Below are 26,228 nucleotides of genomic sequence, written 5' to 3'. Positions count from 1 at the left end.
AACTTGAACTTGTCAGAGGTTTTTACAATAAACTTCTTGCTGTCGACAGTGTGACTGACCGAGAATTCGGCCTCGCCTTCCAGCATAACCTGGCGCACTGCCCTGTCAAAGCCAAACCGGGGTATTTTGAGCTTCGAGTTCGAATTCAGCGCCACTTTGCTGCCGTCTTCCAGGTATATATCCGTTGTTTTTCCGTAGCCCGTCTGATAAGTTTTGTACTGAATATCATCCCTGAACCAAAGGCCGCAGCCCATAAGCAAAATCACCGAAGCCGCAATAAGCCAGAAGCGATTACCAAAACTCTGAATGGAGGATTTGAACTGGGCGGGTACCGGACTTTCTTTTTCATCCTGCCCCGGACGGTCCTCATTCAGCCGGCTGAGCAGGTTTTCAAGCGCAATATCCTGTTCGGGTGCAAATTGCGGGTGGCTGATCTCATACTCCATCAACCATTGGTGAAACTGTTCGCTGTTCTCTTTCTGCGTGATCCAGTCTTCAATCAGCTGCTTTTCCAGCGGATTTGCCCGACCGGCCAGGTACTCAAACAGGCTATATCTCGATATAAGTGTTTTCATTTTGCTAGAATTTCGAAGTACAACACCAACCCACGCAGTCTCTTAAAGAGAGGCAAAAGTCAATAGGGCCAGGCCAAGTGAGATCATCCACTCGCCATGGAGCGCAGAGCGCAGGTGTTTCAATGCTTTGGATATATGTACTTCCACCGTTTTAGGTGAAATGTGAAGCTCGGAGGCAATTTCATTGTACTTCTTGTTCTCAAATCTGCTGAGGAGGAATACCTTCTGGCATTGTGTAGGCAGACGGGCAATTACCTCATTGACTTTTATAAACAAGTTATTGTAATGGATCTCGGCGTCAGGCAGTTGCTGGTAACACGAAATGGTGTTCTCCTCGGTCACATCCAGTGTGTCTGTTTTCCCAAACTCCCGTCGCATATACGTATAGCATTCGTTCCGTACAGAGCGAAAGAGATAGCTGGTATACGAAGTGTTGATATTCTCGTACGCTTTCGTGCGATAGAATTGAAAGAAGACTTCACTGACCAGGTCTTCGGCCAGTTGTTTGGAGTAAACAAACCTCACAGCATGGCTGCAAAGCGGGGTATAGAACCTTTTGAAGAGCAATTCCAGCCCTTTTGCCGGATTTTGTTCAAAGGTCAGTTTAAGGAATGAGGCAGAATCAATTTCACTCACATCGTTCTTTCCTTCGTGCAATACAGACACAAAAGGTCCGGAGCGTTTCAGTTCCTGGTTAAGCAAAGGATCGTGCATTGAGTCTTTGTTTATGTAATAATGGAAAGACTTTTTTGTACCCGGATGCCCTTAGTCTTGGTATAAAAAAATTAAAACTTTTATTAATCATAATTAAAGCGCAAAACACAACTATCCTGCTCTGTCGCTCTTTTATATTCTGGTGTAAAAAGGGTGTTAAATATGAACCGTTTGGCACAAAAAAAAACCGGCACATTGCTGTACCGGCTATCTACCTACGAAGGTGATTTTACAAATTCTTCGCCTTCATTTCTTTCACTGCATGGTCAACAGCTCTTGCCGAAAGCGCCATGTAAGTGAGTGACGGATTTTGCGTTGAAGTGGAAGTCATACTTGCGCCGTCGGTAACAAACACATTCTTGCAAGCGTGTATCTGGTTCCATTTGTTCAGGACGGAAGTTTTAGGATCTTTCCCCATTCGCGCACCGCCCATTTCGTGAATATCATTGCCAGGATTGCGTTTTCCGTCATGCGATTTCACATTCTTGAAACCTGCATTGGTAAACATTTCACTTACCTGCTCAATGTAATCCTTGATCATCTTCTCGTCATTGTCATCATACTCCACATTGATTTTCAAGAGCGGGATACCCCAGGGATCTTTCTGCGTTTTATCAAGCGCAACGTAATTGCTTTCCTTCGGAATCGTTTCGCCCATCATGTGAGAACCTACACCCCAATTGCCGTATTTGGTTTCAAATAAACCTTCTTTCAGTGACTCACCCAGCCCGCTTCTGTCATTGGAAGTCTGGCGATATGCTGTAAAACCGGCTGCGTAGCCTCTTAAAAAGTCCGTTTCTTGTTTGTAAACATTTCGGAACCTTGGAATGTAGCCGCCATTTGGCCGGCGACCGTCTGTGGTTGAATCCAGAAATCCTTCATACTCACCAGATACAGTTGCCCGGTAGTTGTGAAAAGCTATGTATTTGCCCAATACCCCGCTGTCATTCCCCAAACCATTCTGGAAGCGGCTTGAAGTTGAGTTAAGCAGGATTAGATTCGTATTCAATGCAGCTGCATTGACGAAGATGATATCTGCATAAAACTCCATCATTTCGTTCGTCGTAGCATCTACCACTCGTACACCGGAAGCTTTTTGCTTCTTGTCATCATAAATAATAGAATGAACAACCGAATGCGGGCGTAACGTAAGATTCCCTGTTTTTAATGCCCAGGGAATGGTAGAGGAATTACTGCTGAAATATCCTCCAAAGGGACAACCCCGCTCGCACATAGTACGATGCTGGCATTTGGCACGTCCCTGATCCAGGTGTACCTGCTGGGGTTCGGTGATGTGTGCGGCGCGGCCGATAATAATGTGGCGGTCCTTGTAATTTTTAGAAACCTGCTCTTTGAAGTATTTCTCAACGCAGTTCAGTTCATGTGGCGGAAGGAACTCCCCATCGGGAAGTGCATCCAGTCCGTCTTTATTCCCGGTAATGCCGGCGAATTTTTCCACGTGGCTGTACCAGGGAGCGATGTCATCGTAACTGATCGGCCATTCAACTGCAAATTTATCACGAGCCGGACCTTCAAAATCGTACTTGCTCCAACGCTGCGTCTGCCGCGCCCAGAGCAACGATTTACCTCCTACCTGGTAGCCCCTGAGCCAGTCGAAAGGTTTTTCCTGTACGTATGGGTGCTCTTTGTCTTTCACAAAGAAATGCGCCGACGATTCTCCGAATGCATAGCACTTGCTGGCAATCGGGTTTGCGTCTGTAATTTCTTTCGGCAAGCGCCCGCGGTGCTCAAACTCCCACGGCATCATATTCGTGGTCGGATAATCCTTGATATGCTCCACATTCCTGCCGCGTTCAAGAAGAAGGGTTTTCATTCCTTTTTCCGTCAGCTCCTTCGCCGACCAGCCGCCACTGATACCGGAACCTACTACGATCGCATCGTAAGTCCGGGCTTTTTTACTGTCTATATTGAAATTTGCCATTTTTTTTGAAAGGGATTAAAGGGAGGATGGAGGAAAGGGAGGATGGAGGAGGGATGGATATTGCCTGCCTCCTCAATCCTCCTTTCTCCCTTTTATCCCTTAGTAACAGGTACACAACCGTGAAAACGTGCGGGTACCATTTCGTAGTGAGTAATATTGGTCATGACATATTCTGAGGTCATGTAACCCTGGATCGTCAGGTTTTTGAGCAGACTGAAAAATCCTCTGTCGTCAGGTTCCTGGCTTTTTTCCAGTGTCTGCAGCAATTGCAGGCGCTGATCTTTATCTGCTTCCGCAAATGACTTTCCGAATTGCTGTACGCTCTGTTTGTCCAGATTGGAAATGCCGCTGGCAAAACTGGTTTGTGCTTTGCTGTCGTAGCAATCTTTAACCATTTTCTGCACGAAATCTCCAACTCCAAGTTCTCCCGCTCCCGGAGTATCCGTTTTTGGGATCATGGTTTCAACGATTGCCGTCAGGTTTTTGGACTGGTCAGCAGAAAGAAACCCGCCCGTAGTGACGGTCTCTTTGTTCCAACCCGAAGCCCATGCCGGCAGGTTTGCCAGTGCACCCACAGCCAACGCCATACTTTTCAGCGCTACGCGTCTTTCCATTACATATATTTTTGATTGTGAAAATTCAATGTTCCGAGGATCGCCTCTATCTATTCTTCCAAAAAGTCCAGGTCTCTTCCGTGCGTTTCGGGTATTGTCAAAATGCAGTAAATACCTATTGCGAAGCATATTACCCCCACCAGCGCGCCTGCATTGATCACCGAAAAAGAGTCTTTAAAATTAGCGAATAAAGTTGTCATTAACACCACAGTTCCACGTACCATGTTCGGCACTGTAGTAGCAGCTGTTGCCCGCAGGTTGGTACCAAATTGCTCTGCGCCTATCGTCACAAACATAGCCCAGTATCCGATCCCAAAACCGAGCAATGCAGCAGTAGCATAAAAGTAAGTTGGAGAATTAATGCCTGCGTACAGATAAATTAAGCTTCCTGCTAACGTAAAAATCATCAGATAAAGTACAGCCTTCTTCCGCGATTCCAGCCAGTGACTGATAAATCCGCTGGCAAGATCGCCCAGGGAAAGACCCACATAACACCACATAATCGACAAACCGGGCTTGATTGGCTCGGCAATGCCCAATGCATTCCCGAATTCGTTGCTAAACGTCGCAAGGATACCAATTACAAACCAGGTAGGCAAACCAATTCCAATGCATCTCAGATACCTTGCAAGCCGGTCTTTATTGGTGAACAATGCAAAGAAATTACCTTTCTCCACATGCTTCTGATTTTTAATATCCTTGAAAATACCTGACTCAAAAACGCCGATGCGCAGCAGCAAAAGCGAAATCCCCAAACCTCCTCCGATGAAGTAAGCATAGCGCCAGCTGAAAAATTCTACCGTAAAGTAAGCCACAACAGCTCCCAGTAAACCAATACCCGCCACCAGCGAAGTTCCGATCGCGCGCAGGTGTTTTGGTAAAATCTCAGAAACCAATGTGATACCCGCACCCAGCTCACCGGCCAGACCTACGCCGGCTATAAAACGAAGGATTTTGTACACATCCGCATCCTGAACAAAACCGCAGGCAATATTGGCAAGTGAATAAGTGACAATGGACCCGAAGAGTACGGAAAGGCGGCCTTTTTTGTCCCCCAGTATCCCCCAGAGAATTCCCCCTAAAAGCAGACCGGTCATTTGCCAGTTGAGAATACTGGCTCCGGTAATGGAAATTTCGGCATCGGATAGCCCAAGTGCGATCAGGCTGGGTATCCGGACGATACCAAAAAGCAGCAAATCATAGATATCTACAAAATAACCAAGTGCGGCAACAATGACTGGGGCACTAAAAAGGTAGGAAGCATCTGAACGAGGTGCTGAGACAGAATTCATTTAAGGAATATGGGTTTCTTAGGAATATTTGCAATATTATGCAAATAGCCGGACATAAGACCGGCTATTCGTTTGATAATTTCGAAAATTTAAAGAGAAAGTTGTGCTAAGCTAACTTTACTTGCTTACTCATCTTCTATTATTTTTTAAAAACAAGCGTAGTTTTGAAAGTCTGACCGTCCTCGGTTTCCGACACGGACCATTTCATTTCATTCCCTTTTACTTCCAGATCAAACTCGTCTGTTTCACCATCTTCAATCACCTGGATTTTATTACCTACCACTTTCCAGGTTGCGCCGGATCCTACTACCGGTGAATCATCATCTTCAACACAGCCAGCAGGAACTTTGCCAGTTACCTTTCCATTGCCATTGAAAGTGATTGTTGTTTGAGAAAGGCAGTTGTTACCTGCCAAAGCTTCGTAAAAAGCCAGCATATCGGTAATTCCATTTACCGCCGGCTCGATCGTCATTGCCTTAATTTTCCATGAACCTTCTACTTTGTTTTGATTAACAGGTTCAGGCTCATTTGGCTTCGGATTTTCAGAATCGTCTTTACACGAGAAAACACCCGCAACAAGTACAAGAGAAAGCAGGAATGCAGACAGATTTTTAAGAGACATTTTTTTCATGACTATTTGTTTTTGATTGTAAATAATCACGAAAGTATCAGCTGCAATGCGAGCGGAAAAGGCGTTTCGAGTAAGCGGTTGTGCTTTTGAGTAAGTGGTTTTCCAGCAAGCTTACTATTATTGCACGAGTACCTTCAACTGTTTTTGTCCCTGACGCCTGTCTTCATAGCCAACAATGTATATTCCTGAAGGAAGAAATTCAGGTATTTTCAACTGCACTGTACCCTTTTGCAAGACCTTTGTCTCAACAGCAACCAAATTGCCGGAAGGTGAGATCAGGCGGATTGTACTGATATCAATATCCTGCGACCTGATCTGAAATACACGTTTTGCCACGGGATTCGGAAAAGCAAAAGGCTTTTCAGCTGGGTCGCCATTTTCTCCTTCTCTGATCAGAATATCGAAAACGCGGATCCTGCCCAGTCCATTTCTGAACCTTAACTCAAAATTGGAAAGCTTGGTTGGGGAAAAAGCCGAGTTGCCGGGATATCCCTTGCTTCCCAGACTTACCGGCTCTTCATTCAACCACAAATCATAAGTACCCGGGCCAACTATCACTTCACCATCGCTTTCGGGAGCTTTGTAAATGAGGTCTTTGTCTGCATTATTGAGCACCCAGGTGAGGGTAACTCCCTCTTTTTTAGGAATCCAGCGACTTGTTTTCTGGCTTTCTGAATCTTTAATGCAAATGGAGTCTTCTTTGAAGTTGATCACAAACTTCGAAAACATGATCCCATTTCCTGGAAAGGAATTATTAACAGGATTAAAATCTTCTCCTGCATAAAAGTAAACAGCATTCACAGCACTGGACTGCACTGATTCGGCAGCCAGTTTAATCTGAATAAACAACGTTTTCGGACTGGGTTCAAATGGTGTCGCCCGCATTGCGCGTATGATCCCACCCGTAGCAGAATCCTGCTGAGACCTGATAAACTCAACATAACCCTTGTGAAACTTGTGATAAGAAAGTTGCGGCGCCGTAAGAATAATGTGACTGAACTGTCCAGTGTCAGGAAGCGGATTGACCAGGGAAGTTGTTTTTGCAAAATCCTGGTGAAAGTAGATCGTCTGGGCTTGGCTGAAAGTAAAAACAGAAAGCACCAGGAACAGTGCTTTCTGTAATAATCTGTAATGTGTTTGCATAAACCGGGCGTTTATGCTTTTAGACGTAAGTTCTTTGTAATGGTAACTTAGCAGTAATGCTATTTCTTAAAATTTCGCTGCCAGTTTCTTTCCGGTCAAAAATCTTCCAGGCAGTTACCATGCCATGAATGTCTATTTAGAGGCCGTAAGCTGCTTAATCAGGTCAGTTTCATCCTTTTTGTAAGGTGTACCATCTTTTCTGAAAATATCGTGGAACCATAGTTCAGGCTCGCTCGTATACGTTTTTTTCCAGCTGTCCCAGGGATAGATTGTTTGGGATTTTCCGCTTACAAGCCCCCAGTTGATGGCGCCTACATTATATTTCTTGGCAACTGGCAATGATCCCTTAAAGAAACTTCCATTTCCACGGGACATATATTCAGTACAAATCAATGGGCGACCGTATTGTTGCAACTGCTTTATCCTTTTTTCAAAGTCAGCCGCATCTTCGTAGTTGTGGAACGTAATGATATCCGACTGGTCGATCATCACTTTTTCAATCGGTTTCAAAGTCTCGTGCGAAGTCCAGTCTCCGTTCCAAACACCCGCGGTAAGTGGCTGGGAAGGATTAACCGAGCGCGCCCAGGCAAATGATTTTTCCAGCAAAGGCAGCACGTAGTCTACTTTATTCGGTATTTCTACTTTTCCGTAAGAGCTTGTATTTGGGTTATCGGGCTCATTCCAGATATCCCAGGCCAGAATGCGGTCATCATTTGCGAATGCGGCAACAGTCCCTTTTACATATCTTTCCAAGCGGGGATATTGTGTACTGTCTTTCAACGCATTCAACCCCGGGCTTTGTACCCAGCCCGAATTATGAACACCCGGCTTCGGAGCACGCTGCGTTCCAAGCTTAGGAAAGGGATCCCAGCAAGAACCGGCTTGATCTTATGTTTTTCAGTGATATCAAGAAATGTGTCCAGCCTCTTCATAAAACCTGCTGAATCTTCTTGAAACAACAAATCGTGCAGATAAACCCGCATGGTGTTCATTCCAATTTCTGCTGCCCAGCCGAGTTCTTTGTCAATGGTGGCAGTGTCAAAAGAAGCTGCCTGAAACATTTCAAGCTGGTTGATCGCGGTGCTGGGAAGGAAGTCTGCACCTACCAGCCAGCCTTGTTTGGCATACCAGTCGTTTGCCTCTTGCTTGGACCAGATTTCACGTCCGGCGGAGGCAGTATTCGAAGTGGCGGTTTGTTCGTCTTTATTTTCTTCGGCATTTTTTGCGCAACCGAATGTTAGTAATGCGGCAAAAACCGCCAGCATTGTCGATTTAAATAATTTCATTTTGACTAAAAGGTTTATTTGAAAATAGGCGCTTTTGTTTCAGAACTGCTCGGCTCCAAACCTGCAACTTCCGGCCAGCCATTTGGCCAGGTAAGCTTGTCGAGCATCAGCACCCTGCGGTTGGCGCCTGTGGATACATGTGGTTTTTTCTTGTCTATTGCGTGGTATAAAAGCCAGTCGGTACCATTGTCGTCGGTAACAAACCTGGCATTGTGCCCGGGCCCGGCATATTGTTCGCTGGGATGGATCAGCAATGTGCCTGTACCTCGATTTGTAAGTTCCCTGCCTTCCTTATCCACATAAGGCCCGAGCGGGTTTTTCGACCTTCCAACGCGGATGTGGTATTTACTTTTTGCACCTTCGCAGCAACTTTCTTTGGAACCGAAGAAGTAGTAATACTCTCCTTTTTTCTGGATCATCACAGCTTCAAAGTCCCCGGCCGCTACTTTTATCTTTTTAGAAAGGTCAGGAACGGATTTCCCATCCTTGCTCAGTTCAACACCGTAGGTCCCCTGCGTAGCAGCATCGCTGAAACTGCCCCAGAAAACATACTTCTTGTCGTCAATCTCCATGTAAAACGGATCAATAGAGTTGGGAACCCCTGCCTCAGAACTTAAGAACAGCTTACCGATGTCGGTGAATGGGCCGGCTGCTGAATCGGATACTGCGAGACCAATGCCCGGATCGGCGTCACCCCAGGTTGAAAATGCGTAGTACATGTGGTACTTACCTTCTACTTTCACGACCTCGGGTGCCCAGATACCACCCTTCTCTTTCCAGGCTGGTTTTCTGGTAAATGCATCTTTAAGGTAGGTCCAGTGCACCAGGTTTTTTGACCTGATAATTGGTACTAAGTGCGCGCCATTTCCATCCCCCCAGTTATCCATTGTTCCATAGGCATAAAACATGCCGTCTTCTGCCCGGACCACAGTTGGGTCGGCCAGAATGGGTTCAAATACCGGGTTTTTGTAGGATAGCTCTGTTGTCGTCGCAGTCTGCGAAATAGCCTCAGCGAACGTCGACAAAATCATGGTGGCAGCCAGGAATTTTTTGTAGAGCGTCATTAATTACTTGTTTTGTGAAATAACTAAAAAAACAAAAAGCGCAGAATCGTTGATTCTACGCTTGAATGCAATGTAAATAAGATTTACAAAGAACTTTCCGATTTGATTTGCTGAACGAGCTCAGCACTAACACCAGCAAGCCGGGCGATCTTTTCGTTGTTAAAAGAAGTCTCCCTTAGTAAGTTCTTTACAAATTCAATATTCCTTTCATTTCTACCTTCGTCCCTTCCATCTTCTCTCGCCTCTTGCTGTCTGATCTGCAGATACAATTCATCGATTCCCATAGCGTTGTGTGGTTTTTTGGTTATTGTACTTATATCTCGTTCGAATATTCTGTCTAAACTCTTATCATTGAACCTCATATAAAGTTTCAGAAATTTCATCAGCTTTCCAATTTTCTTCTTTGGAATTTGCATGGCCAGTAATCTTCTGGCCAATGCGATTTTTAGTGACAGTAAATCTTCCTTTTCAAGCGTCTTCCTACGCATTGCAGACTTGACTACCAGGATAATCTGCGCAAAAGGATTTGGGCTTTTTAGCAAATTTTCTTCTGAGTGATCCAGTACCTTGAACGCGTTGAACTCAAAAGTTAACCGGGTACCCAGAAAATCCTGCTCGAATTTGGCAGGACGGAATGCATTATTTTCATCCGTCAAAATTGCGAAGGCTGTAATGCGGCGGCGGTAATTATCCCAAATCCTGTAATAGTAGGTAAACATCCGCTCAGCGAATGTTTTATCCGCATAACCCTGGACTTCAACATGCACGAGTATCCATTCTTCTTTTCCATCAAGCAAATAAACTTTGACAAGCTTATCCACGAACCTGACCTCGGGCGTACAATCGTCCGCAGGGAAAAGCTGTTCAAGTTCTTTATCAAGATATTGAAAGCCTTTGCTGAGATCGAACAATGCATGAGAATTGGGAAAGAAGAATTCCAGGAAGTCTTCAAAAGTATCTTCGAGGATGGATTTCCAAAGTATGTCGTTGGTATACACAAAAAAGCTCGTTTGAATTTAGACGTTCAAACGAGCTTCTGGTCACAATGGAAAAGTTTAAAGTTTTCCTAATTCAAAAAGAAGCTTTTCAACCTCCTCTGCTGAGGTGGCAGGAAAGTTGGCAATACGCAGCTGAGAGGCTTTAAATTCGCCATAACCACTTCCAATCGCCATTCCTTTTTCCTTGATATTCTTAATGATATCAGCCGAAGGTTGTTCCGTATCAGCCACGATAACTGTTTGGGAGCGGTATGCTTTTTCTTTTACAAATGCAGAAAAACCAGCTGTTTTTTCGATAAACTTATAAATAGAGGCTGCTTTCTGCTCGGTTTGCTTGCGCATAGTTTGCACGCCAATCTGGTTAAATTCTTCTGCAATTTTCCCTAGCAGGTAAATTCCCATTACATTCGGCGTAGCCGGTGTTTCATTGTTCTGCGCGTTTTTCCAGAGTGTTGGTAAGTCATTATGCGCGCCGATGGAATATTGATTTTTAATGCTCTTTGCTTTCGCCAGACATTTTTCACTCACAATCCAAACACCCAGTCCGGCCGGCAAACCAAATGCTTTTTGAACCGAAAAAAATGCAGTATCTATCAATGTATAATCCAGGTCGGGATAAGGCGCGGAAGAAACGATATCAACCGCGATGAATTTGCCCGGATTCTTTTGCTTCAACTTATGAATTTCCGAAACCGGCATTTGAACGCCTGAACTGGTTTCATTATGCGTCACACAAATCAGCTCTGCATATTCAGGTACCTCGATCTCAGCAGCTGAAAAGCCAGAACCCATCGGTTTTTCCAGCTTGTGCGCATATTTATTCAGCGCATTGGAGTAGTCGTAAAACTTTTTTGAAAAAGAACCATTGACCAAATGGAAACTTTCAAGTTCCACGCAGCTGAAAAGAATGCGCTCCCAGGCTTCTGATGCGGAACCAAGAAAAAGGATCGCGTGCGTGTCAGGTACATTGAGTAAAATGCGCAGCTGGTCGATTGTGAATTTATGTAAATCGCGGTACTGCTGACTTCTGTGACTGATTGAACCAAGCTGGTTGGTCACAAAAGTTTGCAGGTGCTTTTCAAATGTGGGATAAAGCTGGGCTGGGCCCGGGGTAAAAAAAGTTAGCGACATGGTGTTGGATAAGTGTATTTCAGTAAAGCATCCGGAACCGGATCGTACCTTCAAGTTCTTTCACTTCCTGAATGAATTCCTCCGTATATCCTTTTTCAATATCCACAATTACATACCCGATATGTTCATTGGTTTTGAGGTACTGACCGGTAATGTTGATATTGTTTTTACCAAAAATATGGTTCAGCTTGGCCAGAACGCCCGGCACATTGGCGTGAATATGGAGCAATCTATGCGAGTCTTTCAACTTGGGTAACTGCACTTCCGGGAAGTTGACACTTCCGTAAGAGCTGCCGTTATTCATAAATTCAAGCAGCTTGGAAGGAACAAAGTGCCCGATATTTTCCTGCGCTTCTTCGGTACTTCCTCCGATGTGCGGCGTGAGGATCACATTGGGCAAACCGAGTAGCTCACTTTCGAAAAGCTCGTCATTCGTTTTTGGCTCTTTCGGGAAAACGTCAACACCCGCTCCGGCTACTTTTCCGCTTTTTACTGCGTCAGCCAAAGCCTGAATATCTACCACGTGGCCACGCGACAGGTTCAGGAAAATAACGCCTTGCTTCATCAGATCAAACTCGCGCTTGCCGATCAGATTCGTATTTTCTTTCCGGCCATCCACGTGCATACTGATCACGTCGGCAATGGAAAGCAGTTCTTCCAGTGAGTTCAGCTTTTTGGCATTTCCAATTGAAAGCTTTTCAACTTCATCGTAGAAATAAACCTCCATTCCCAGCGCTTCGGCCACAACAGACAACTGCGTTCCAATACTGCCATAACCTACCATTCCAAGCTTCTTTCCGCGAATTTCAAAACTTCCATTCGCAGATTTATCCCAGATTCCCTGGTGCAGCTGGTTACTTTTGCCAACTATATTCCGGATCAGCAGGATCATTTCACCCACCGCCAGCTCCACAACTGAGCGTGTGTTGCTATAAGGTGCATTGAAGACAGCAATTCCTTTTTTGGCGGCTTCTTCCAGGTCAATCTGGTTGGTACCAATGCAGAATGCACCAATTGCCATCAACCGGTTTGCATTTTCAAGAACGCGTTTAGTAATGTTTGTTTTGGAACGAATACCGATAATAGAAACATCTTTGATCCGCTCGCAAAGCTCGTCTTCATCCAATGCGCCTTTTACAAATTCTACACTAAAACCTTCTTCTTTAAAAGCTCGTAAGGCAGCCGGGTGAACATTTTCAAGCAGCAATACTTTAATGCGGCTTTTTGGATAAGACTGGCTTCTGCTCAGTTTGTTATCATATAAAAAATCATCGAAAGAGGTAGCAATGTGATCAGCAACGGCAGTTACGCGCGGGCGCTCGATGTTTTCTGTAAATGCGTAAAAGCGGTTTGCCAGACCGGAAGCTTTCAATTCATAATCTGTATAACCGTCGCCGATTGCGTAAACATCGCCCGGCAAGTTCAATGCAGATAAGATCTTGATTTTGCCGCCATCAGTTGATAGCTCATTCTCTTCATCTATTCCAATGATATTACCCTCTTCGTCAAATACAAATTCATTGGCATAAACATGATCTGCACGGATACCGAGCTCGGTCGCAACAGGCACGATAAACTCCTTGAACCCGCTTGAAACGATATAAATCTGCTCCGTATTTTCCGTCAAAAAGTGCACATTCCGCTTAAACGAATCCGAAACCTTGGTCCTGAGCAAATTCACAAGTTCACCGATATGCGAGCGATTGGCTTTCAGCAATGCGATGCGCTGACGAAGTCCTTCTGCAAACGACATTTCGCCATTCATTCCTTTGTTCGTGAGATCGGTGATCTTCTGAACAACCTGATCTTTCTCAGGATGCCCGTTCAATGCGATCGCTGCAAGTTCGTCGAGTCCTTCTACCTTGGTAAAAGTGCTGTCGAAATCAATGATAATGTACGGTAACGGATTGAGTGTTAATGTGGACATGAAGCAGGGAATAACTGAATAATAATCGGGTCAAAAAGAAATACCTATCTAGGGATCCGGGCGGCAAAATTACGAATCATATTAGATATGACGCTAACAAAATAATGATTCGAACAGTTTAAAATTTGAGACACATAACGCGCAGGCTATTCACCCGTTTTCCGCCAGGAAGAACTCCAGAGCCCTCTTTTCGGACCAGTAGAATTCATCGACAAGCCGCGCAGGCCGAAATCCGCAATGCCCGCCCTGACTGCTCGCGATCAGTGAAACTTGTTCATGTGCCCGTAATTCGTCCAGCGGCAGACTCGCAAACGGGACTATCGGATCATTCTTTGCATTCACAATCTGCGTAGATATGCGGATATCTTTCAGGAAATGCATGGAGCTGCATTGTTCATAATAATCATCGGCGCCTGTAAAACCGTGTAACGGAGCAGTGTAGATGTGATCGAAATCGTACAGCGTTTTCACATGTTTGTAGTCGGACAAGGAAATACTGTCTGGATAAAGCGCGGCTTTGGCAGCCACTTTGGGACTTAATGTTTGTAAAAACCGCTGCATATAAACGCGGTTTTCGGGTTTGATAATCGCCAGGCTGCAAGCTTTCAAATCCATTGGAACACTAAAAACGATTGCTTTCCGGATCCTGCTGTCCAGCTGCGCTGCATACTCACCAAGGTATTTGAGCGTCAGGTTACCGCCAAGGCTGAAACCCGCAAGATAGATATTCTCGTATCCGCGCAGCAATGCATGCTGTACTACAAGGTCCAGGTCGTCGGTCGCCCCGCTGTGGTAAAACCGCAAAGCGTTATTCATTTCACCGCCGCAGCTACGGAAATTCCATCCCAGGCAGTCAAAACCATTTTTGTTTAAAAGCTTAATTAAGCCCAGCATATATTGCCTGGAACTATCCCCTTCGAGCCCGTGTGTAAGTATCACAAGCGTATCCGATCGGTTACTATTTGCATTTGACCAGTCTAGATTCAGGAAATCTTCGTCCGGAGTTACAATTTTTTCACGGAAATATTTCACTCCATTCACTTTCCGGAACAATGCCGGATATATGCTCTGAAAGTGCCCGTTGGGTAACCAAAAGGGCGAATTCAGACTATTAACGTCAATTACCGACATCCATTTTTTGTTAAATTATTAAGAACAATTCTAAGCAATTTAAATTTTAATCTTGTTTATATATTTTTTCTATATACATTTGATTTTTAAAAATATAAGATCAATTCTAATGGCAGAAGGTACAGTTAAGTTTTTCAATGATTCCAAAGGATTTGGATTCATCCAACCAGCATCAGGTGAAAAAGACATTTTCGTTCACGTTTCAGGTCTTCAAGACGATATCCGTGAAAACGACAAAGTGTCTTACGACGTGGAAAATGGAAGAAAAGGTCTAAACGCAGTTAACGTTCGCGTTATCTAAGTTTAGTCATAAGAAGACATTTCGAAAGCATGCATTTACTGCATGCTTTTTTTGTGCCCTTTATTCAGCAGCCAGCGCGTTGAAATCAGCCTGGTACCCTGTCCCTACCCTGGCGCTCAAACATCCACTGAGGATACTCCGTCTTCAATGCACTGATCGCATTCAGCCTTTCCAGATCTTCGGAAGTAAGTACCACGGAAGTTGCCGCAATATTCTCTTTCAACTGATCAGGCTTTTTTGCGCCGATAATCACGCTCGTGACACTTTGCTGGTGCAGCAGCCACGACAATGCAATTTGTGCGACTGAAACAGAATGCACCTCGGCGATCGGCTGAATTACATCAATGATATCATATGCTTTTTCTTTGTCAATAGGCGGGAAATCAAAGCTGTCGCGCCGGTTGTCACCGGTTGACTGATTATCGCGGGTATATTTGCCTGATAAAAATCCGCCTGCGAGCGGGCTCCACGGCATCAATGCAAGGTTCTGGTCTTTCATCATCGGGACCAGCTCTCTTTCCAGGTCGCGGCCGGCGATGGTATAGTAATGCTGACAGGCGACGAATTTGGTCCAGCCGTTTTTCTCCGCAATTCCATTGGCTTTCATGATCTGCCAGGCGGCGTGGTTACTAACGCCCAGATAGCGCACTTTGCCCGATCGCACAATATCTTCCAGCCCGCGCATCGTTTCTTCCAGCGAAGTCTCCACATCCACACCGTGAACATAGAACAAATCAATGTGGTCTGTTCCCAGCCTTTCCAGACTTTCATTCACCGAATCCATTATATGTAATCGCGACAACCCGATCTGGTTCGCGCCAGGGGCCATTCTGCCTCTTACTTTGGTGGCAATTACGACCTCACTCCGCTTGATCCCAAGATCTTTCAGCGCCTGACCCAGAATAGTCTCCGACTTTCCGTAAGAATATACATTGGCAGTATCAAAGAAATTGATCCCGCTTTCCAATGCAGTTTTAACAAGCGCAGTCGCCTCTTCCTGCTGCAAGCGCCCGATCGCCTCCCAATATCCCTCTCCCCCAAAAGTCATCGTGCCAAAACACAGCTCCGAAACCAGCACCCCGGTATTGCTTAGAAATTTGTACTTCATGAGTTTAGAGGTTTATGAGTTTTGAATTAGTGAGTTAGTGAATTAGTGAGTTTGAAGTGTGTGAGTTCAAAGTTCATGAGTTTCGAATTCGAAAGAAATATTCAGTCATTCAATCATTCAGTCATTCAAAATTCACTAACTCACTCATTCACTAACTCAAAACTCACTAACTAATCAAACAGATCTTCCGAGCGTTCCAGCATCAGAATCGACGCCTGGGGTATGATTACGTATTTTTCACCGTCGTATTCCAGCTCGATTGCATTGCGCTGGAGGTAAATGGCCAGGTCGCCTTCCTTTGATTGCAGCGGCATGTATTTCACTTTCTCCTCGGTTTCTTTCCAGGGCTCTTCTTCCACTGCCACGGGAATAGGGTAACCCGGACCTACTTTGATCACGTAACCTGTTTGAACCTGCTCTCTTTCAGTGACTGTCGGCGGCAGGTACAAGCCGCTGTTTGTTCTGTCACTCGGACTTTTGGGACGGATCAACACCCGGTCACCCACAACAATTAGACTTTTCAACCTGTTGTCAGAAGTTACTTCGTACATTTTAAAATAAGATAGAATAGGAACAGAAAATTGTCCTTCAAGATGAACTAACAAATATTTAAAAGCAATTGTTTTCCCTTCCTTGTTTTTAAAACTGGAAATAGATGAACTGCTTTTCGGTTACTACACATAAAATGTAGGTTACGAATGCAAGCAGAGGAAACAAGATGAAGAATACGACCGTGTTGCGAGTCGGTATCCTCTCAAAATAATGCTCTTTGATCAGTAGAAATGCAATCAGGAATACACAAAACCACATTTCCAGCACATTCAGCGGCGATGTAATCTTGTCGTAAAGAGACAAATTGCTTATCCCTTTCAATATTTCAATGGAGCGGCTGATCGAGTTACGGAAGAAAACCCAGGTGAGGGAGACCAGCAGAAAGGTTATGATTAAGTTAACTATCCGGGTCAATGCATTGTCAGGCAAGCGGATACCCGCTTTATCAAGCCACTTGTCGCGCAGGGAAGCCACTATCTGATAAAATCCGTGCAGTCCGCCCCAGATTACAAAACTCCAGCTCGTACCGTGCCACAACCCGCTCACGAGGAAAACGATCATTTGGTTGCGGTATCTGGCAAATTCTCCGTTCCGGTTACCTCCGAGCGGAATGTACAAATAGTCCCTGAACCAGGTAGAAAGCGAAATGTGCCAGCGGCCCCAGAATTCTTTGATAGACTTCGCTTCATAAGGTGCTTTGAAGTTATCCATCAATGTAAATCCCATTACCCGCGCCGCACCAATCGCCATATCCGAGTACCCCGAGAAGTCACAGTAGATCTGGAAAGAGTAGAAAACCGTTGCGGTAAGCAATGTGAGCCCGTTTTGCTCAGTGTTGGGATCGTATGCGTAATCAACAAACATGGAAAGCCTGTCGGCGATCACGATCTTTTTAAACAAGCCGAAAGCCATTTGCATTAAACCCTCTTTTACCTGCTCAAAATCGCATTTGAAATACGAATGAAACTGGAACAGCATATTCTGCGGCCGCTCGATGGGCCCGGCTACCAACTGCGGGTAAAACATCACATACAATGCATAAATCCCGAAATGCCGCTCTGCTTTCTGATGCCCGCGGTACACTTCGATGGTGTAGCTCATGGCCTGGAATGTATGGAAAGACAAACCAATCGGCAGCAGGATCTTACCCGAACCTGTGGTAATCCATTGTGCAAATTGCGCCGGGATCATGCGCGTCAGCGGCGGAACCAAGGGCCGCAGGTCGGCGCTTGCGAGCAGGCTGTTGATAGAATCCTGTAAAAAATCATAGTATTTAAAAAAGGCAAGGATACCAATGTTGGAGATCAGACTGATAATCAGAAGCCATTTTTTCTGTTTCGGATTTCGTGATTTCTCGATCCAGATACCTGCATAGTAGTCGATTACAATGGTTCCAAACAGGATCAGTATAAATACCGGTTTGAAAACCATGTAAAAATAGCAGCTCGCAGCAAGCAGCAGGATCCAGCGGCCACGCCAGGACAAACTGAAATATGCCAGCGTAACAACTATAAAGAAAATCAGGAACTGAATGGTATTAAACAGCATCGGGCGAAATGTACTCTCTGTTGATTATCTCCTCTTTGATAATGAACAAAGGCCTGTTTTTGGATTGAAAAAATATCCGGAGCACATATTCCCCGATTATGCCAAGCGCAAGTAACTGCACTCCGCTAAATAGAATAATGACGAAAAGTAATGAAGTAAAACCTTCGATTACGTGGGTAAAAAATAACTTTTTAGCCACTACAACTAAAAAGTAAGCCAGTGAAATCATGATTGCCGCAATGCCGGCGCGGCTCATAAACTTGATCGGGAATTCGCTGAAATTGAAAATCCCGTTGTAGGCGAGCCGAAAAAGCTGTTTAAACGAATATTTAGACTCACCAGCCACCCTTGCATCTCTTTCATACTCATAGCCGGTTTGCTTGAACCCGATCCAGGAACGCATTCCGCGGAGGTAGCGGCTTTCCTCGGGCATTTTGTTCATTACGTCAATTACCCGGCGGCTTACCAATGCAAAATCACCGCTATCCAGTGGGATATCCACATAGGAAATGGAGCGTAAAATGCGATAAAACAAATGATAGCCTGTTCGCTTGATAAACCCTTCCTTCCGCTTCTTCCTGACTGCATAAACCACGTCATTTCCTTCTTTGAGCAGCTTGTAAAACTCAGGTAAAAGCTCCGGCGGGTCCTGCAAATCGCCATCGATCACGAAAAGTGCCTCAGTTCCTCTTGCAGCAGAAATACCGGCGGTTAATGCAAGCTGGTGACCGTGGTTCCGGGACAGAAACACACCATGGTAGCGCTCGTCCATCAATGCTACCTGCCTGATTTTTAATGCAGTATCATCTTTACTTCCATCATCTATCAACACTACTTCAATCGCCAGGGGACTTGAATCCATCAATGCATTGATCCGCTGCACCAGTAGCGGAAGTGACTCGGATTCATTATACAACGGCGCTACAATGGATATCTGAGGAGTTTTCAATATTCAGGGATTTTCAATGACCAATATTGGCAAAAATACACCTTTCAGGCTATTATCGAAAAAATGTATTAGTTAAGGGATTATGATTTTTCGAAGAATGCCGCCTTCGGGAGCAGGATTGCCGGTGCTGATAATTCCCACATTGTAAGATCCGGGAAGCATGGAAGAATAGGGAATAGCAATGTCGGAGCCCTTTTCATACTGCCGGAAAATATTTCGGCCGGTGTATTTCTTAGGCTCGATTTTGAACAGATAAGTTTTTTCAGAATTTGTTAAAAACACATATTCTCCCTTGCTTTTTAAGAGCGAAACCGAACCTGCCGGATCATTTACGTAAATCTGCCTGTTTTCATCTTTTACCAAAATGTCACTACCTGCCGACTTCCCATTCAATGCGGCTACTTGCTGTGCGATCACTTTTCCTCCGGCAGGATACCGGTAAACACCCAGCGCTACCATATCTTTCATTAAACGATCTACATATTCCGCGCCTACTGAAAATGGTACGTGCCCCAATCCAAATCCGTTAAATTCCTGATTGTACCCGTTAATAGTCAGGTATTTTGAGCGTTCGGAGATAACCGGAAGATAATTGATCGCCGAAACGACCCAGATCAGGATGCTCACGCCGAATGCCATCCTGAACCCAAACTTGCGGGTGGTTTCTGCGAAGTTTGATGTAATAAATGTCAGGTAAGCGGCGACCAGGAACAATGCCGGGTACATTTTATAATTGCTCACAACCATCACAAAAAAGCCAAACCGGGGCCGCAACAATCCGATGATAATTGCATTGACGAGCAGAAAAGTAATCACCCCAAGCAGGAACATCTGAACCGGATTGTATTCGGCTTTAATACTTTGATCTGCCTTTTGGGCAGGCCAACTGAAAGTTCTGGAAGTCCAGCCTGTAAACAACCGCCACAGCCAGATAACAACCCAAATCATAATCAGGAAGCTCATCAAAATGGGCAGGGCGGTTCTTATCTCGATGGATTTCTCAGGAAACAGATCGAATAAGCCGCCCAGAAAAGCGAAGAAGCCGAGGAACGACAGGTGCGGAAATTTTGCAAAAAACGCGAAGCTGGATTCATTTCCCTGCGCCGACATACCATAAAAATATAGTCCGACCCCGACTACCGCGATCAAACACCAGATAGCAAGCTGCTTGTAGCGGGAACTGAGCAACAGGATCATAATACCTGCCGGCCACACGAAAATACCACTGCTCATCGCGTAAGTAGCACAAAGTCCTGACAAAGCTGCCAGCGAAAACCGGCCATTTGCCAGCAAATACATGGATAAACAAACGAATAACACCACCGGCTGATGCTGCAAGCTGCAAATCGCCCAAAGGAACACCAGGTGGTATTGCAGTTGGAATAAAAGGAACGGGATCGGCAGGAAGTACCAGAAGCTCAGCTTTGTTTGCCGGAATACGCGCCAGAAGATAAGCAGCGTACCCAATGTAAAACAAGCGCCCGCAATGTGCAGAAAAGTAAAGTTGAGCTGTCCTGTAACCCAGTAGTAACCCAGCGTCAACAACTTCCCAACTACCATTCTATGCTCGTTATTGGGCTGAAAAAGTAAGGCAAGCTGCTCAGCTGACGATTCTTCTGAGATCCATTTGTGCAGAAAATCCGGGAATGGATCGAAATCGTCGAGCCAGGGCAGGTCTACCGAGTAGTATAATATTACAAATACCCAGATCAGAATGGGCAGCAATGCGAGTGTAATCGGGAAAAGCCTATTTGTTTTGTTCACCTGAATCATCCTTCAAAATGATGGCACCTTTGCCATAATAGCCCGCCATACATTTGTTCCACCAGTGGTTTTGATTGGAAGTAAGATCGTCCTCCACATATATCGAGAATGCTTTGGAACGGATCGGCGGGAGATATGTGACTTCCTCTTTGCTGTTTTTCAGGATTTCGTATCTCGTATACATTTCCTGATCGTAAGCAGCGGCTGTGCCTCTGAGCCAATCTGAATAAATCAGTTTTACATTGCCACTCCGGTAAAAAGAAAGCGCAGTGGACGCCAGCAGTATCACGTAAAGTCCGACAAAACGGGCGACGGTAAACTGGAAAACTGCAAACCGGTGTTCCCTGAAATAATGGAAGACCACACCAAAAACATAGAACCAGCCAATCAGGAAAAAGAAATAGGCACTGTTAACAACCCGGTGCGTAGGCTCAATACCCACTCCGTAATAGGATGGAAAAAGCTGGGCAGACAATACACCAATGTAAAGCAGTACCGCGTACCAGATCGGGATTGAAAAATAGTTGCGCGCTCCCTCAGACAGGCGCGACATTACAACCAGCCAAACTGCCGTAAAAAATACCAGCGGAGTTGTAAAGATCCATTCGTAACCAAGTACTGCCAGCTTTTTGATGGTTGAAACAGCTGAAAATGGAATGTTACCACCCAGCGGGTTACCGCCAATCCTCGCCTGGTTACCCGGCGAACCGAGCAGCGCATAGCAGGATAATGCCGCAACAACCAGCATTGAAATCATAAATGCGTCCACTTTACGGTGGTAAATAAGCCGGTAAACCCACCAGGCTCCTACCAGCAATACCATTGTCAGCATGTTTTGCTCACTGCAACCGATTGCTGCACACACGAGAAAACCTGCCAGAATACCTACCCGTATCTTTGCCGATTGCGTATCCTGCCGGTACCATCTGAGCACAAGTACAATCCAGAACAGCGTCAGCATATTCGGGATGGTGTAAGTCACAAATGCCGCCATCCAGTAAAAACCTTCGGCAAGGCTGGCCATTTTCAGTATAAACAAAAAGAACACAGCGCCTGCAAAACCCAAATGCGCAACTCTCGACAAAGTGGGTGTTAAATGCCGGAACAAGCTGTACAATGCAAATATCGTCCCGCCAAGTAGAAGCGCGGGTAATATCTTGAAACCCGTAATGGAGTGAAAAAGCAGTGGATTACTGTGATTGAGCAGGACACCAAAATAGCGGCCCGTCCAGGTGGTGTAGTACAACTTCATTGCCCCGAACCAGCCCACTTTTTGCACGGTATCAATGTAGCAGTAATCGTCTGCTGCCGAGGGGTGGTTGTAGTATGAGAGCACAAGCAACGGAAGCAACACCGCGATCAGCAATGCAATATTGATCCAGTTACCAACAGTCCTGTATTTTCTATAAAATCTATTCATTGACAGTTTTTTCAATAATGTATCTCGGGCGGCCTTTTACTTCTTCGTAGATCTTTCCAATGTACTCGCCAATCAGTCCCAGCGCCATCATATTAAATCCGCTGAAAAACGTAAGCGGCAGCATTGTCGAGGTCCAGCCTGGCACAGTATGTCCGATCAGGACTGAGAAAAGAATATAAACTACGATGAGCATCGCGATCAAAAAGTTGAAAAGCCCGAAGTAGAGTACCAGCCGCATGGGGAATGTAGAAAAAGACGTAATTCCATTCCATGCGAAAAGGAGCATTTTGCTCAAAGGGTACTTGGTCTCGCCGGCTTCGCGTTCCAGCCTGCTGTAATATACTTTATCGTTTCTGAAACCAATCAGCGGCACAATGCCGCGAAGGAATAAATTGATTTCTTTGAAATTCCCTAGTTCCTGCAAAACCCTGCGGTCCATTAAACGGAAATCAGCGTGGTTGAAAATGACGGGTACACCCATTTTCTGCATTAAAACATAAAAACGCTCAGCTGAGAAACGTTTGAACCAGCTATCGGAGCTGCGGTCGCTGCGTACACCGTAAACGACCATTGCGCCCTCGCGGTGCCGCTCGATCATCCCGGTAATTGCATTGATATCATCCTGCAAATCGGCGTCGATGGTAATAAAGCAATCGAATTGGTCCACATGTTGCTCCAACCCGGCCATGATAGCACTCTGGTGACCGAAATTCCTCGATAAACCAACACCGATCACATTCGGGTCCGACTGACAGAGTTCTTCGATGATTTTCCAGGTCCGGTCGCGGCTGCCATCATTCACAAAACAGATCCGGCTGTCTTCGGCAATAAGGCCCTGCTGCTTGATACTGTTGTAATATATGTTCAGTTTGGAGTAGGTAAGATTCAGAATAGCTTCCTCATTGTAACATGGTATTACTAAAAGTAGTCGTGCTGGATTCATATATTACCGTGTGGATTGAATCGACAAAAATAGCAGTAATAAGTTAATATGCTTCTTTCCCGAGGACAGGGGCATTTATAATCGTTCATTTGTTGACCTCACTTATCTTCCGGCTGCCTTTGTCCAGAACACTTCTCGAGAGCAATGGATAAAGTAATACAGCTAACAAAATGAGCAGGGTACCCCAGTAAAATGCGGTCGTCATTCTTTCTTTTTCCCCAAAAAACAGGAATGCCAATGCAATCCCATAAACAGGTTCCAGGTTGATGGTCAGGTTGATAAGGTAAGCTGAAAACTGTTTCATCAGCTGGGTCGCCATTGTACTTGCGTAAACCGTGCAGATCCAGGCAAGGAACAGAATCCAGATCCAGTCGCCAGCTTTCGGAAGATAAGGCGCGTCGCCGGTCCAGTGGAAGGTTTCAGCAACGAATAATGACAGCAGCGAAAAAACAGTCGCGCCTGCCATTTCGTAAAAAGTAATCACATAAGCATCAATGCGCTGTACCAGCCGGCTATTCGCCACTGTAAACATAGCCGCAAGCAATGCAGAAGCAAGCGCGAGCATTAAGCCCAATGCATGGTCAAACTCAAACCGGAAAACCACATATAACCCCGCAAAAGCCAGAATGCCCAGCCCCACTTCCAGCGGCCGGATGCTTCTTTTGTTTACCAAAGGCTCAATAATGCTGGTCCACAAGGATGTAGTCGCCATTCCTGCCAGACAAACCGAAGCTGTGGAAACGCGCGCAGAAGCAAAAAAAAGCATCCAATGCGCAGATAGAATGAATCCCACCCCAAACATGCGCAGCAAGTCAGCCGGGTTCGTGCGGAAAGGTTTTTGTTTAAATAAAATAATAACCGCAAGTCCGACACAGGCGAAAAGTGTTCTGTAAAAAACGAGGGCAATGGGTGAAATGGAGACGAGCAGACCAACAATAGCTGTAAATCCCCAGATCAAAACGAGGAAATGCAGGTGCAAATAAGAGCGCAGCGTAGCGGATGTAAACATACTTATCTCGGCAATGTTTTATATAAAATCACTCCGATGCACGAGAAAACGATGTTTGGCAACCAAACCGCAAACAATGTATTAATGGTACCAGCCTCTGCCACACCTTTCGATAAGAGGAAAAACAGAATGTAAATAAATGCAAGCATAAAGCCCAGTGCAATCTGCCAGCCTACCCCTCTCCTGCTCTTCCGCGCGGAGACTATCACGCCGATTGCTGTCAGGATCAGAATAGCGAAAGGCTGCGTGAAGCGGATATATTTTTCAATCAGGTAAACTTCCAATCCGTCCGAGCCGCGGCTTTTCAGCAGGTCAATGTGCGCATTCAGTTCAGGTAATGTAAATGTTTCAAAAAGGTTATAGTCACTTTCAAAGTCTTTCGGCGAAAGGTTGATCGTGGTGTCTATCTCCATTCCCTGGCTCAGCTTTTCACCCAGGCTGTCCAATGTCCGTACCTGGTAGTTCTGCATCGTCCATTTACCCTTTTTGGGCTGCCACACGATCTTATCGGCATAAAACTTCTGCACAAGCTGGTTGCCCTTGATGGTTTCCATCGTGAACTTGTTGCCCGTTTTACTGGTGTTATTGTAGCTCTCCAGGTAAGCGTACACATCCGGCGCAATGGTAATATGCACATTGTGACCGCTGAAATAGAACTGGTCTTTTACGTAGGTTTTCTCAAAACTGTTCCTGATTTTGTTGGCTTTGGGCAAAATCCAGCCTACCTGCAGGAAAGTCACAGCGCCGAGAATGATCGCGCCAACCATATAAGGCAGCAGCATTCTCCCGAAACTGATCCCGCTGCTGAGAATCGCAATAATCTCCGTTCTGGCTGCAATGCGGGAAGTAAAGAAAACCGTTGCAATAAATACCATCAGCGGACTGATGTAGTTGATCCAGTAAGGTATGAGGTTGAGGTAGTAATCGATCAGGATTTCGCGGAGAGGCGCCTTTTTTTCTAAAAAATCGTCGACCTTTTCGGTATAATCGATCATGCAAATAATGAGCACGATGACAAACGCTACAAAAACGTAGGTGATCAGGAAGTTTTTGATCAGGTAACGATCCAGAATTTTAAATCTCATGGCTGGCAGTGTCTCATCGGCGTTGTACCAATAGGTTTTTTGATACTTCGAGACTGATAAACAACGATTGCCCGCCGTCTATTTGTACAGAAGCAGACTTGTCGTACTCATTAATTTCTTTTACCTCAATCACAGATCCAAGCTTGATCCCCGAGCGGTCCAGGTGCTGCAGGAACGAAGGCGCGTGGTCCAGCACACCCATCATACGTACCTTTTCCCCTACATGAACATCTGTAAGCACCTTGTAATCAGGCTCTGTCAAATTCCCTTTTGCATCGGGTATCGGATCTCCGTGAGGGTCAAATCGTGGATGTCCCAGAAAATTGTCCAGCTTTTCTACCAGTATTTCAGAAGGAATGTGTTCCAGCTCCTCGGCAATATCATGCACTTCGTCCCAGCCAAATCCCAGCTTTTCGACCAGGAACACTTCCCACAACCTGTGCTTGCGGATCACCTTGATAGCTACCTTCTCCCCTTGCTCGGTGAGCGTTACGCCCTGGTATTTTTTATAATTGATTAATCCTTTTTCCGCCAGTTTACGTAACATATCTGTCACGGAAGCTGCGCGCGTGGCGGTGCTTTCGGCAAGCGCATTGGTGCTTACCTCGCCACCATCCCTTCCGGAAAGCGCGTGTATGATTTTTAAATAATTTTCTTCTGTGAACGAATTCTGCATTGCGCGGAAACCAGGATATATGATCCGAATATTAGCAAAAGTACAATCTGGAAAGCGGAAAATAAAAAATTTAGCCTAGCCTAAATTTTTTTTGAGATTTTTCTTATATTTGATTCCGTAATATTCATTACTGTTTCGGTTGCAGCTAAAATGATGGACGGTTTAAAAGTGAAAGAATTTCTACGCAAAGAGGCGCTTGACGATAAAAACAAGCTGGCATCACTGTCAGAAGTACATTCCAGTATAGCAGTTCCGGAAGGAGCTGGATTCTGGAAAAAAATGATGGCGTTTACCGGTCCCGGTCTGATGGTGGCTGTGGGCTATATCGACCCGGGCAACTGGGCAACGGACATCGAGGGCGGTTCGAGATTTGGGTATACATTACTTTCCGTGATCCTGATCTCCAACCTTTTTGCGATGCTTTT

25 protein-coding genes and 1 pseudogene are annotated in these 26,228 nt (G+C 45.3%); 2 read left to right on the top strand and 24 right to left on the bottom strand.

The features are described from left to right. From ACTIE6_RS09020 to ACTIE6_RS08955, 14 genes are all read right to left on the bottom strand, one after another. Positions 1 to 575 (bottom strand): FecR domain-containing protein (locus tag ACTIE6_RS09020; RefSeq protein WP_439556323.1); only part of this gene is annotated, 575 nt, incomplete at its 3' end. Positions 576 to 617: 42 nt separating this feature from the next. Next, positions 618 to 1,289: an RNA polymerase sigma-70 factor gene (locus ACTIE6_RS09015; protein WP_439556322.1), complete on the bottom strand. Its 672-nt coding sequence runs from the start codon at positions 1,287 to 1,289 to the stop codon at positions 618 to 620. A 229-nt stretch (positions 1,290 to 1,518) separates the two neighbouring features. After that, positions 1,519 to 3,231, bottom strand: coding sequence for a GMC oxidoreductase (locus ACTIE6_RS09010; RefSeq protein ID WP_439556321.1), 1,713 nt, complete (start codon positions 3,229 to 3,231; stop codon positions 1,519 to 1,521). A 92-nt stretch (positions 3,232 to 3,323) separates the two neighbouring features. After that, positions 3,324 to 3,845, bottom strand: coding sequence for a gluconate 2-dehydrogenase subunit 3 family protein (locus tag ACTIE6_RS09005; RefSeq protein ID WP_439556320.1), 522 nt, complete (start codon positions 3,843 to 3,845; stop codon positions 3,324 to 3,326). A 50-nt stretch (positions 3,846 to 3,895) separates the two neighbouring features. Next, positions 3,896 to 5,137 (bottom strand): MFS transporter, encoded by a 1,242-nt coding sequence (locus ACTIE6_RS09000; protein WP_439556319.1) that lies wholly within the window; start codon positions 5,135 to 5,137, stop codon positions 3,896 to 3,898. A 139-nt stretch (positions 5,138 to 5,276) separates the two neighbouring features. After that, positions 5,277 to 5,768, bottom strand: a complete 492-nt coding sequence (locus ACTIE6_RS08995; RefSeq protein WP_439556318.1) for a lipocalin family protein — start codon at positions 5,766 to 5,768, stop codon at positions 5,277 to 5,279. Between the two features lie 117 nt (positions 5,769 to 5,885). Continuing rightward, complete coding sequence (locus ACTIE6_RS08990; protein WP_439556317.1) at positions 5,886 to 6,911, bottom strand: T9SS type A sorting domain-containing protein; 1,026 nt, start codon at positions 6,909 to 6,911, stop codon at positions 5,886 to 5,888. Between the two features lie 132 nt (positions 6,912 to 7,043). After that, on the bottom strand, positions 7,044 to 7,691 hold the full coding sequence (locus ACTIE6_RS08985; RefSeq protein ID WP_439556324.1) for a cellulase family glycosylhydrolase: 648 nt from the start codon (positions 7,689 to 7,691) through the stop codon (positions 7,044 to 7,046). A 5-nt stretch (positions 7,692 to 7,696) separates the two neighbouring features. After that, a complete protein-coding gene (locus tag ACTIE6_RS08980) occupies positions 7,697 to 8,197 on the bottom strand; it encodes a hypothetical protein (protein WP_439556316.1) in 501 nt (166 codons plus the stop codon). Between the two features lie 14 nt (positions 8,198 to 8,211). Next, positions 8,212 to 9,261 (bottom strand): family 43 glycosylhydrolase, encoded by a 1,050-nt coding sequence (locus tag ACTIE6_RS08975; protein WP_439556315.1) that lies wholly within the window; start codon positions 9,259 to 9,261, stop codon positions 8,212 to 8,214. 83 nt (positions 9,262 to 9,344) lie between these two features. Then, positions 9,345 to 10,259 carry a hypothetical protein gene (locus ACTIE6_RS08970; protein ID WP_439556314.1) on the bottom strand — a complete coding sequence of 305 codons (915 nt, stop codon included), beginning with the start codon at positions 10,257 to 10,259 and terminating at the stop codon, positions 9,345 to 9,347. Between the two features lie 57 nt (positions 10,260 to 10,316). Further along, positions 10,317 to 11,390 carry an aminotransferase class V-fold PLP-dependent enzyme gene (locus ACTIE6_RS08965; protein ID WP_439556313.1) on the bottom strand — a complete coding sequence of 358 codons (1,074 nt, stop codon included), beginning with the start codon at positions 11,388 to 11,390 and terminating at the stop codon, positions 10,317 to 10,319. Between the two features lie 19 nt (positions 11,391 to 11,409). After that, entirely contained in the window at positions 11,410 to 13,317 is a 1,908-nt protein-coding gene (gene serA / locus ACTIE6_RS08960) for a phosphoglycerate dehydrogenase (protein WP_439556312.1), read from the bottom strand. A gap of 150 nt (positions 13,318 to 13,467) precedes the next feature. Continuing rightward, entirely contained in the window at positions 13,468 to 14,448 is a 981-nt protein-coding gene (locus tag ACTIE6_RS08955) for a YheT family hydrolase (RefSeq protein WP_439556311.1), read from the bottom strand. Between the two features lie 109 nt (positions 14,449 to 14,557). Between ACTIE6_RS08955 and ACTIE6_RS08950 the strand changes: the two genes are divergently transcribed. Beyond that, entirely contained in the window at positions 14,558 to 14,749 is a 192-nt protein-coding gene (locus tag ACTIE6_RS08950; RefSeq protein ID WP_031526203.1) for a cold-shock protein, read from the top strand. 85 nt (positions 14,750 to 14,834) lie between these two features. Here ACTIE6_RS08950 and ACTIE6_RS08945 read toward each other — a convergent pair whose 3' ends face one another. The 10 genes from ACTIE6_RS08945 to ACTIE6_RS08900 all read right to left on the bottom strand — a co-directional run bounded on the left by ACTIE6_RS08945 (position 14,835) and on the right by ACTIE6_RS08900 (position 25,803). Further along, complete coding sequence (locus ACTIE6_RS08945; RefSeq protein ID WP_439556310.1) at positions 14,835 to 15,857, bottom strand: aldo/keto reductase; 1,023 nt, start codon at positions 15,855 to 15,857, stop codon at positions 14,835 to 14,837. A gap of 170 nt (positions 15,858 to 16,027) precedes the next feature. Beyond that, the gene (locus ACTIE6_RS08940; RefSeq protein ID WP_439556309.1) at positions 16,028 to 16,408 is read right to left on the bottom strand and encodes a co-chaperone GroES; all 381 of its coding nucleotides are present in this window, start codon (positions 16,406 to 16,408) and stop codon (positions 16,028 to 16,030) included. Between the two features lie 88 nt (positions 16,409 to 16,496). Beyond that, positions 16,497 to 17,957 carry an MBOAT family O-acyltransferase gene (locus tag ACTIE6_RS08935; RefSeq protein ID WP_439556308.1) on the bottom strand — a complete coding sequence of 487 codons (1,461 nt, stop codon included), beginning with the start codon at positions 17,955 to 17,957 and terminating at the stop codon, positions 16,497 to 16,499. After that, complete coding sequence (locus tag ACTIE6_RS08930) at positions 17,947 to 18,906, bottom strand: glycosyltransferase family 2 protein (protein ID WP_439556307.1); 960 nt, start codon at positions 18,904 to 18,906, stop codon at positions 17,947 to 17,949. The genes ACTIE6_RS08935 and ACTIE6_RS08930 overlap by 11 nt, the downstream gene beginning before the upstream one ends. A 72-nt stretch (positions 18,907 to 18,978) precedes the next feature. Further along, positions 18,979 to 20,679 carry a hypothetical protein gene (locus tag ACTIE6_RS08925; protein ID WP_439556306.1) on the bottom strand — a complete coding sequence of 567 codons (1,701 nt, stop codon included), beginning with the start codon at positions 20,677 to 20,679 and terminating at the stop codon, positions 18,979 to 18,981. Further along, positions 20,654 to 22,090 (bottom strand): DUF6056 family protein, encoded by a 1,437-nt coding sequence (locus ACTIE6_RS08920; RefSeq protein WP_439556305.1) that lies wholly within the window; start codon positions 22,088 to 22,090, stop codon positions 20,654 to 20,656. The genes ACTIE6_RS08925 and ACTIE6_RS08920 overlap by 26 nt, the downstream gene beginning before the upstream one ends. Beyond that, positions 22,083 to 23,033 (bottom strand): glycosyltransferase family 2 protein, encoded by a 951-nt coding sequence (locus ACTIE6_RS08915; protein WP_439556304.1) that lies wholly within the window; start codon positions 23,031 to 23,033, stop codon positions 22,083 to 22,085. The genes ACTIE6_RS08920 and ACTIE6_RS08915 overlap by 8 nt, the downstream gene beginning before the upstream one ends. Positions 23,034 to 23,118: 85 nt before the next feature. Further along, positions 23,119 to 24,042 carry a DMT family transporter gene (locus ACTIE6_RS08910; protein WP_439556303.1) on the bottom strand — a complete coding sequence of 308 codons (924 nt, stop codon included), beginning with the start codon at positions 24,040 to 24,042 and terminating at the stop codon, positions 23,119 to 23,121. Between the two features lie 2 nt (positions 24,043 to 24,044). Further along, positions 24,045 to 25,127, bottom strand: coding sequence for an LptF/LptG family permease (locus tag ACTIE6_RS08905; RefSeq protein WP_439556302.1), 1,083 nt, complete (start codon positions 25,125 to 25,127; stop codon positions 24,045 to 24,047). Positions 25,128 to 25,140: 13 nt separating this feature from the next. Beyond that, the gene (locus ACTIE6_RS08900) at positions 25,141 to 25,803 is read right to left on the bottom strand and encodes a metal-dependent transcriptional regulator (RefSeq protein ID WP_056280822.1); all 663 of its coding nucleotides are present in this window, start codon (positions 25,801 to 25,803) and stop codon (positions 25,141 to 25,143) included. A gap of 150 nt (positions 25,804 to 25,953) precedes the next feature. On the opposite strand from ACTIE6_RS08900, the pseudogene ACTIE6_RS08895 reads away from it, so the two are divergent. Further along, positions 25,954 to 26,228 (top strand): annotated as a pseudogene (locus tag ACTIE6_RS08895) (Nramp family divalent metal transporter); the annotation flags it as partial.

This window comes from Dyadobacter sp. (genome assembly GCF_051859145.1).
In the GTDB taxonomy this organism is placed as follows: Bacteria; Bacteroidota; Bacteroidia; order Cytophagales; family Spirosomataceae; genus Dyadobacter.
The sequence above is the reverse complement of the archived record's forward strand: the minus strand, read 5'-3'. Positions and strand labels throughout refer to the sequence as shown.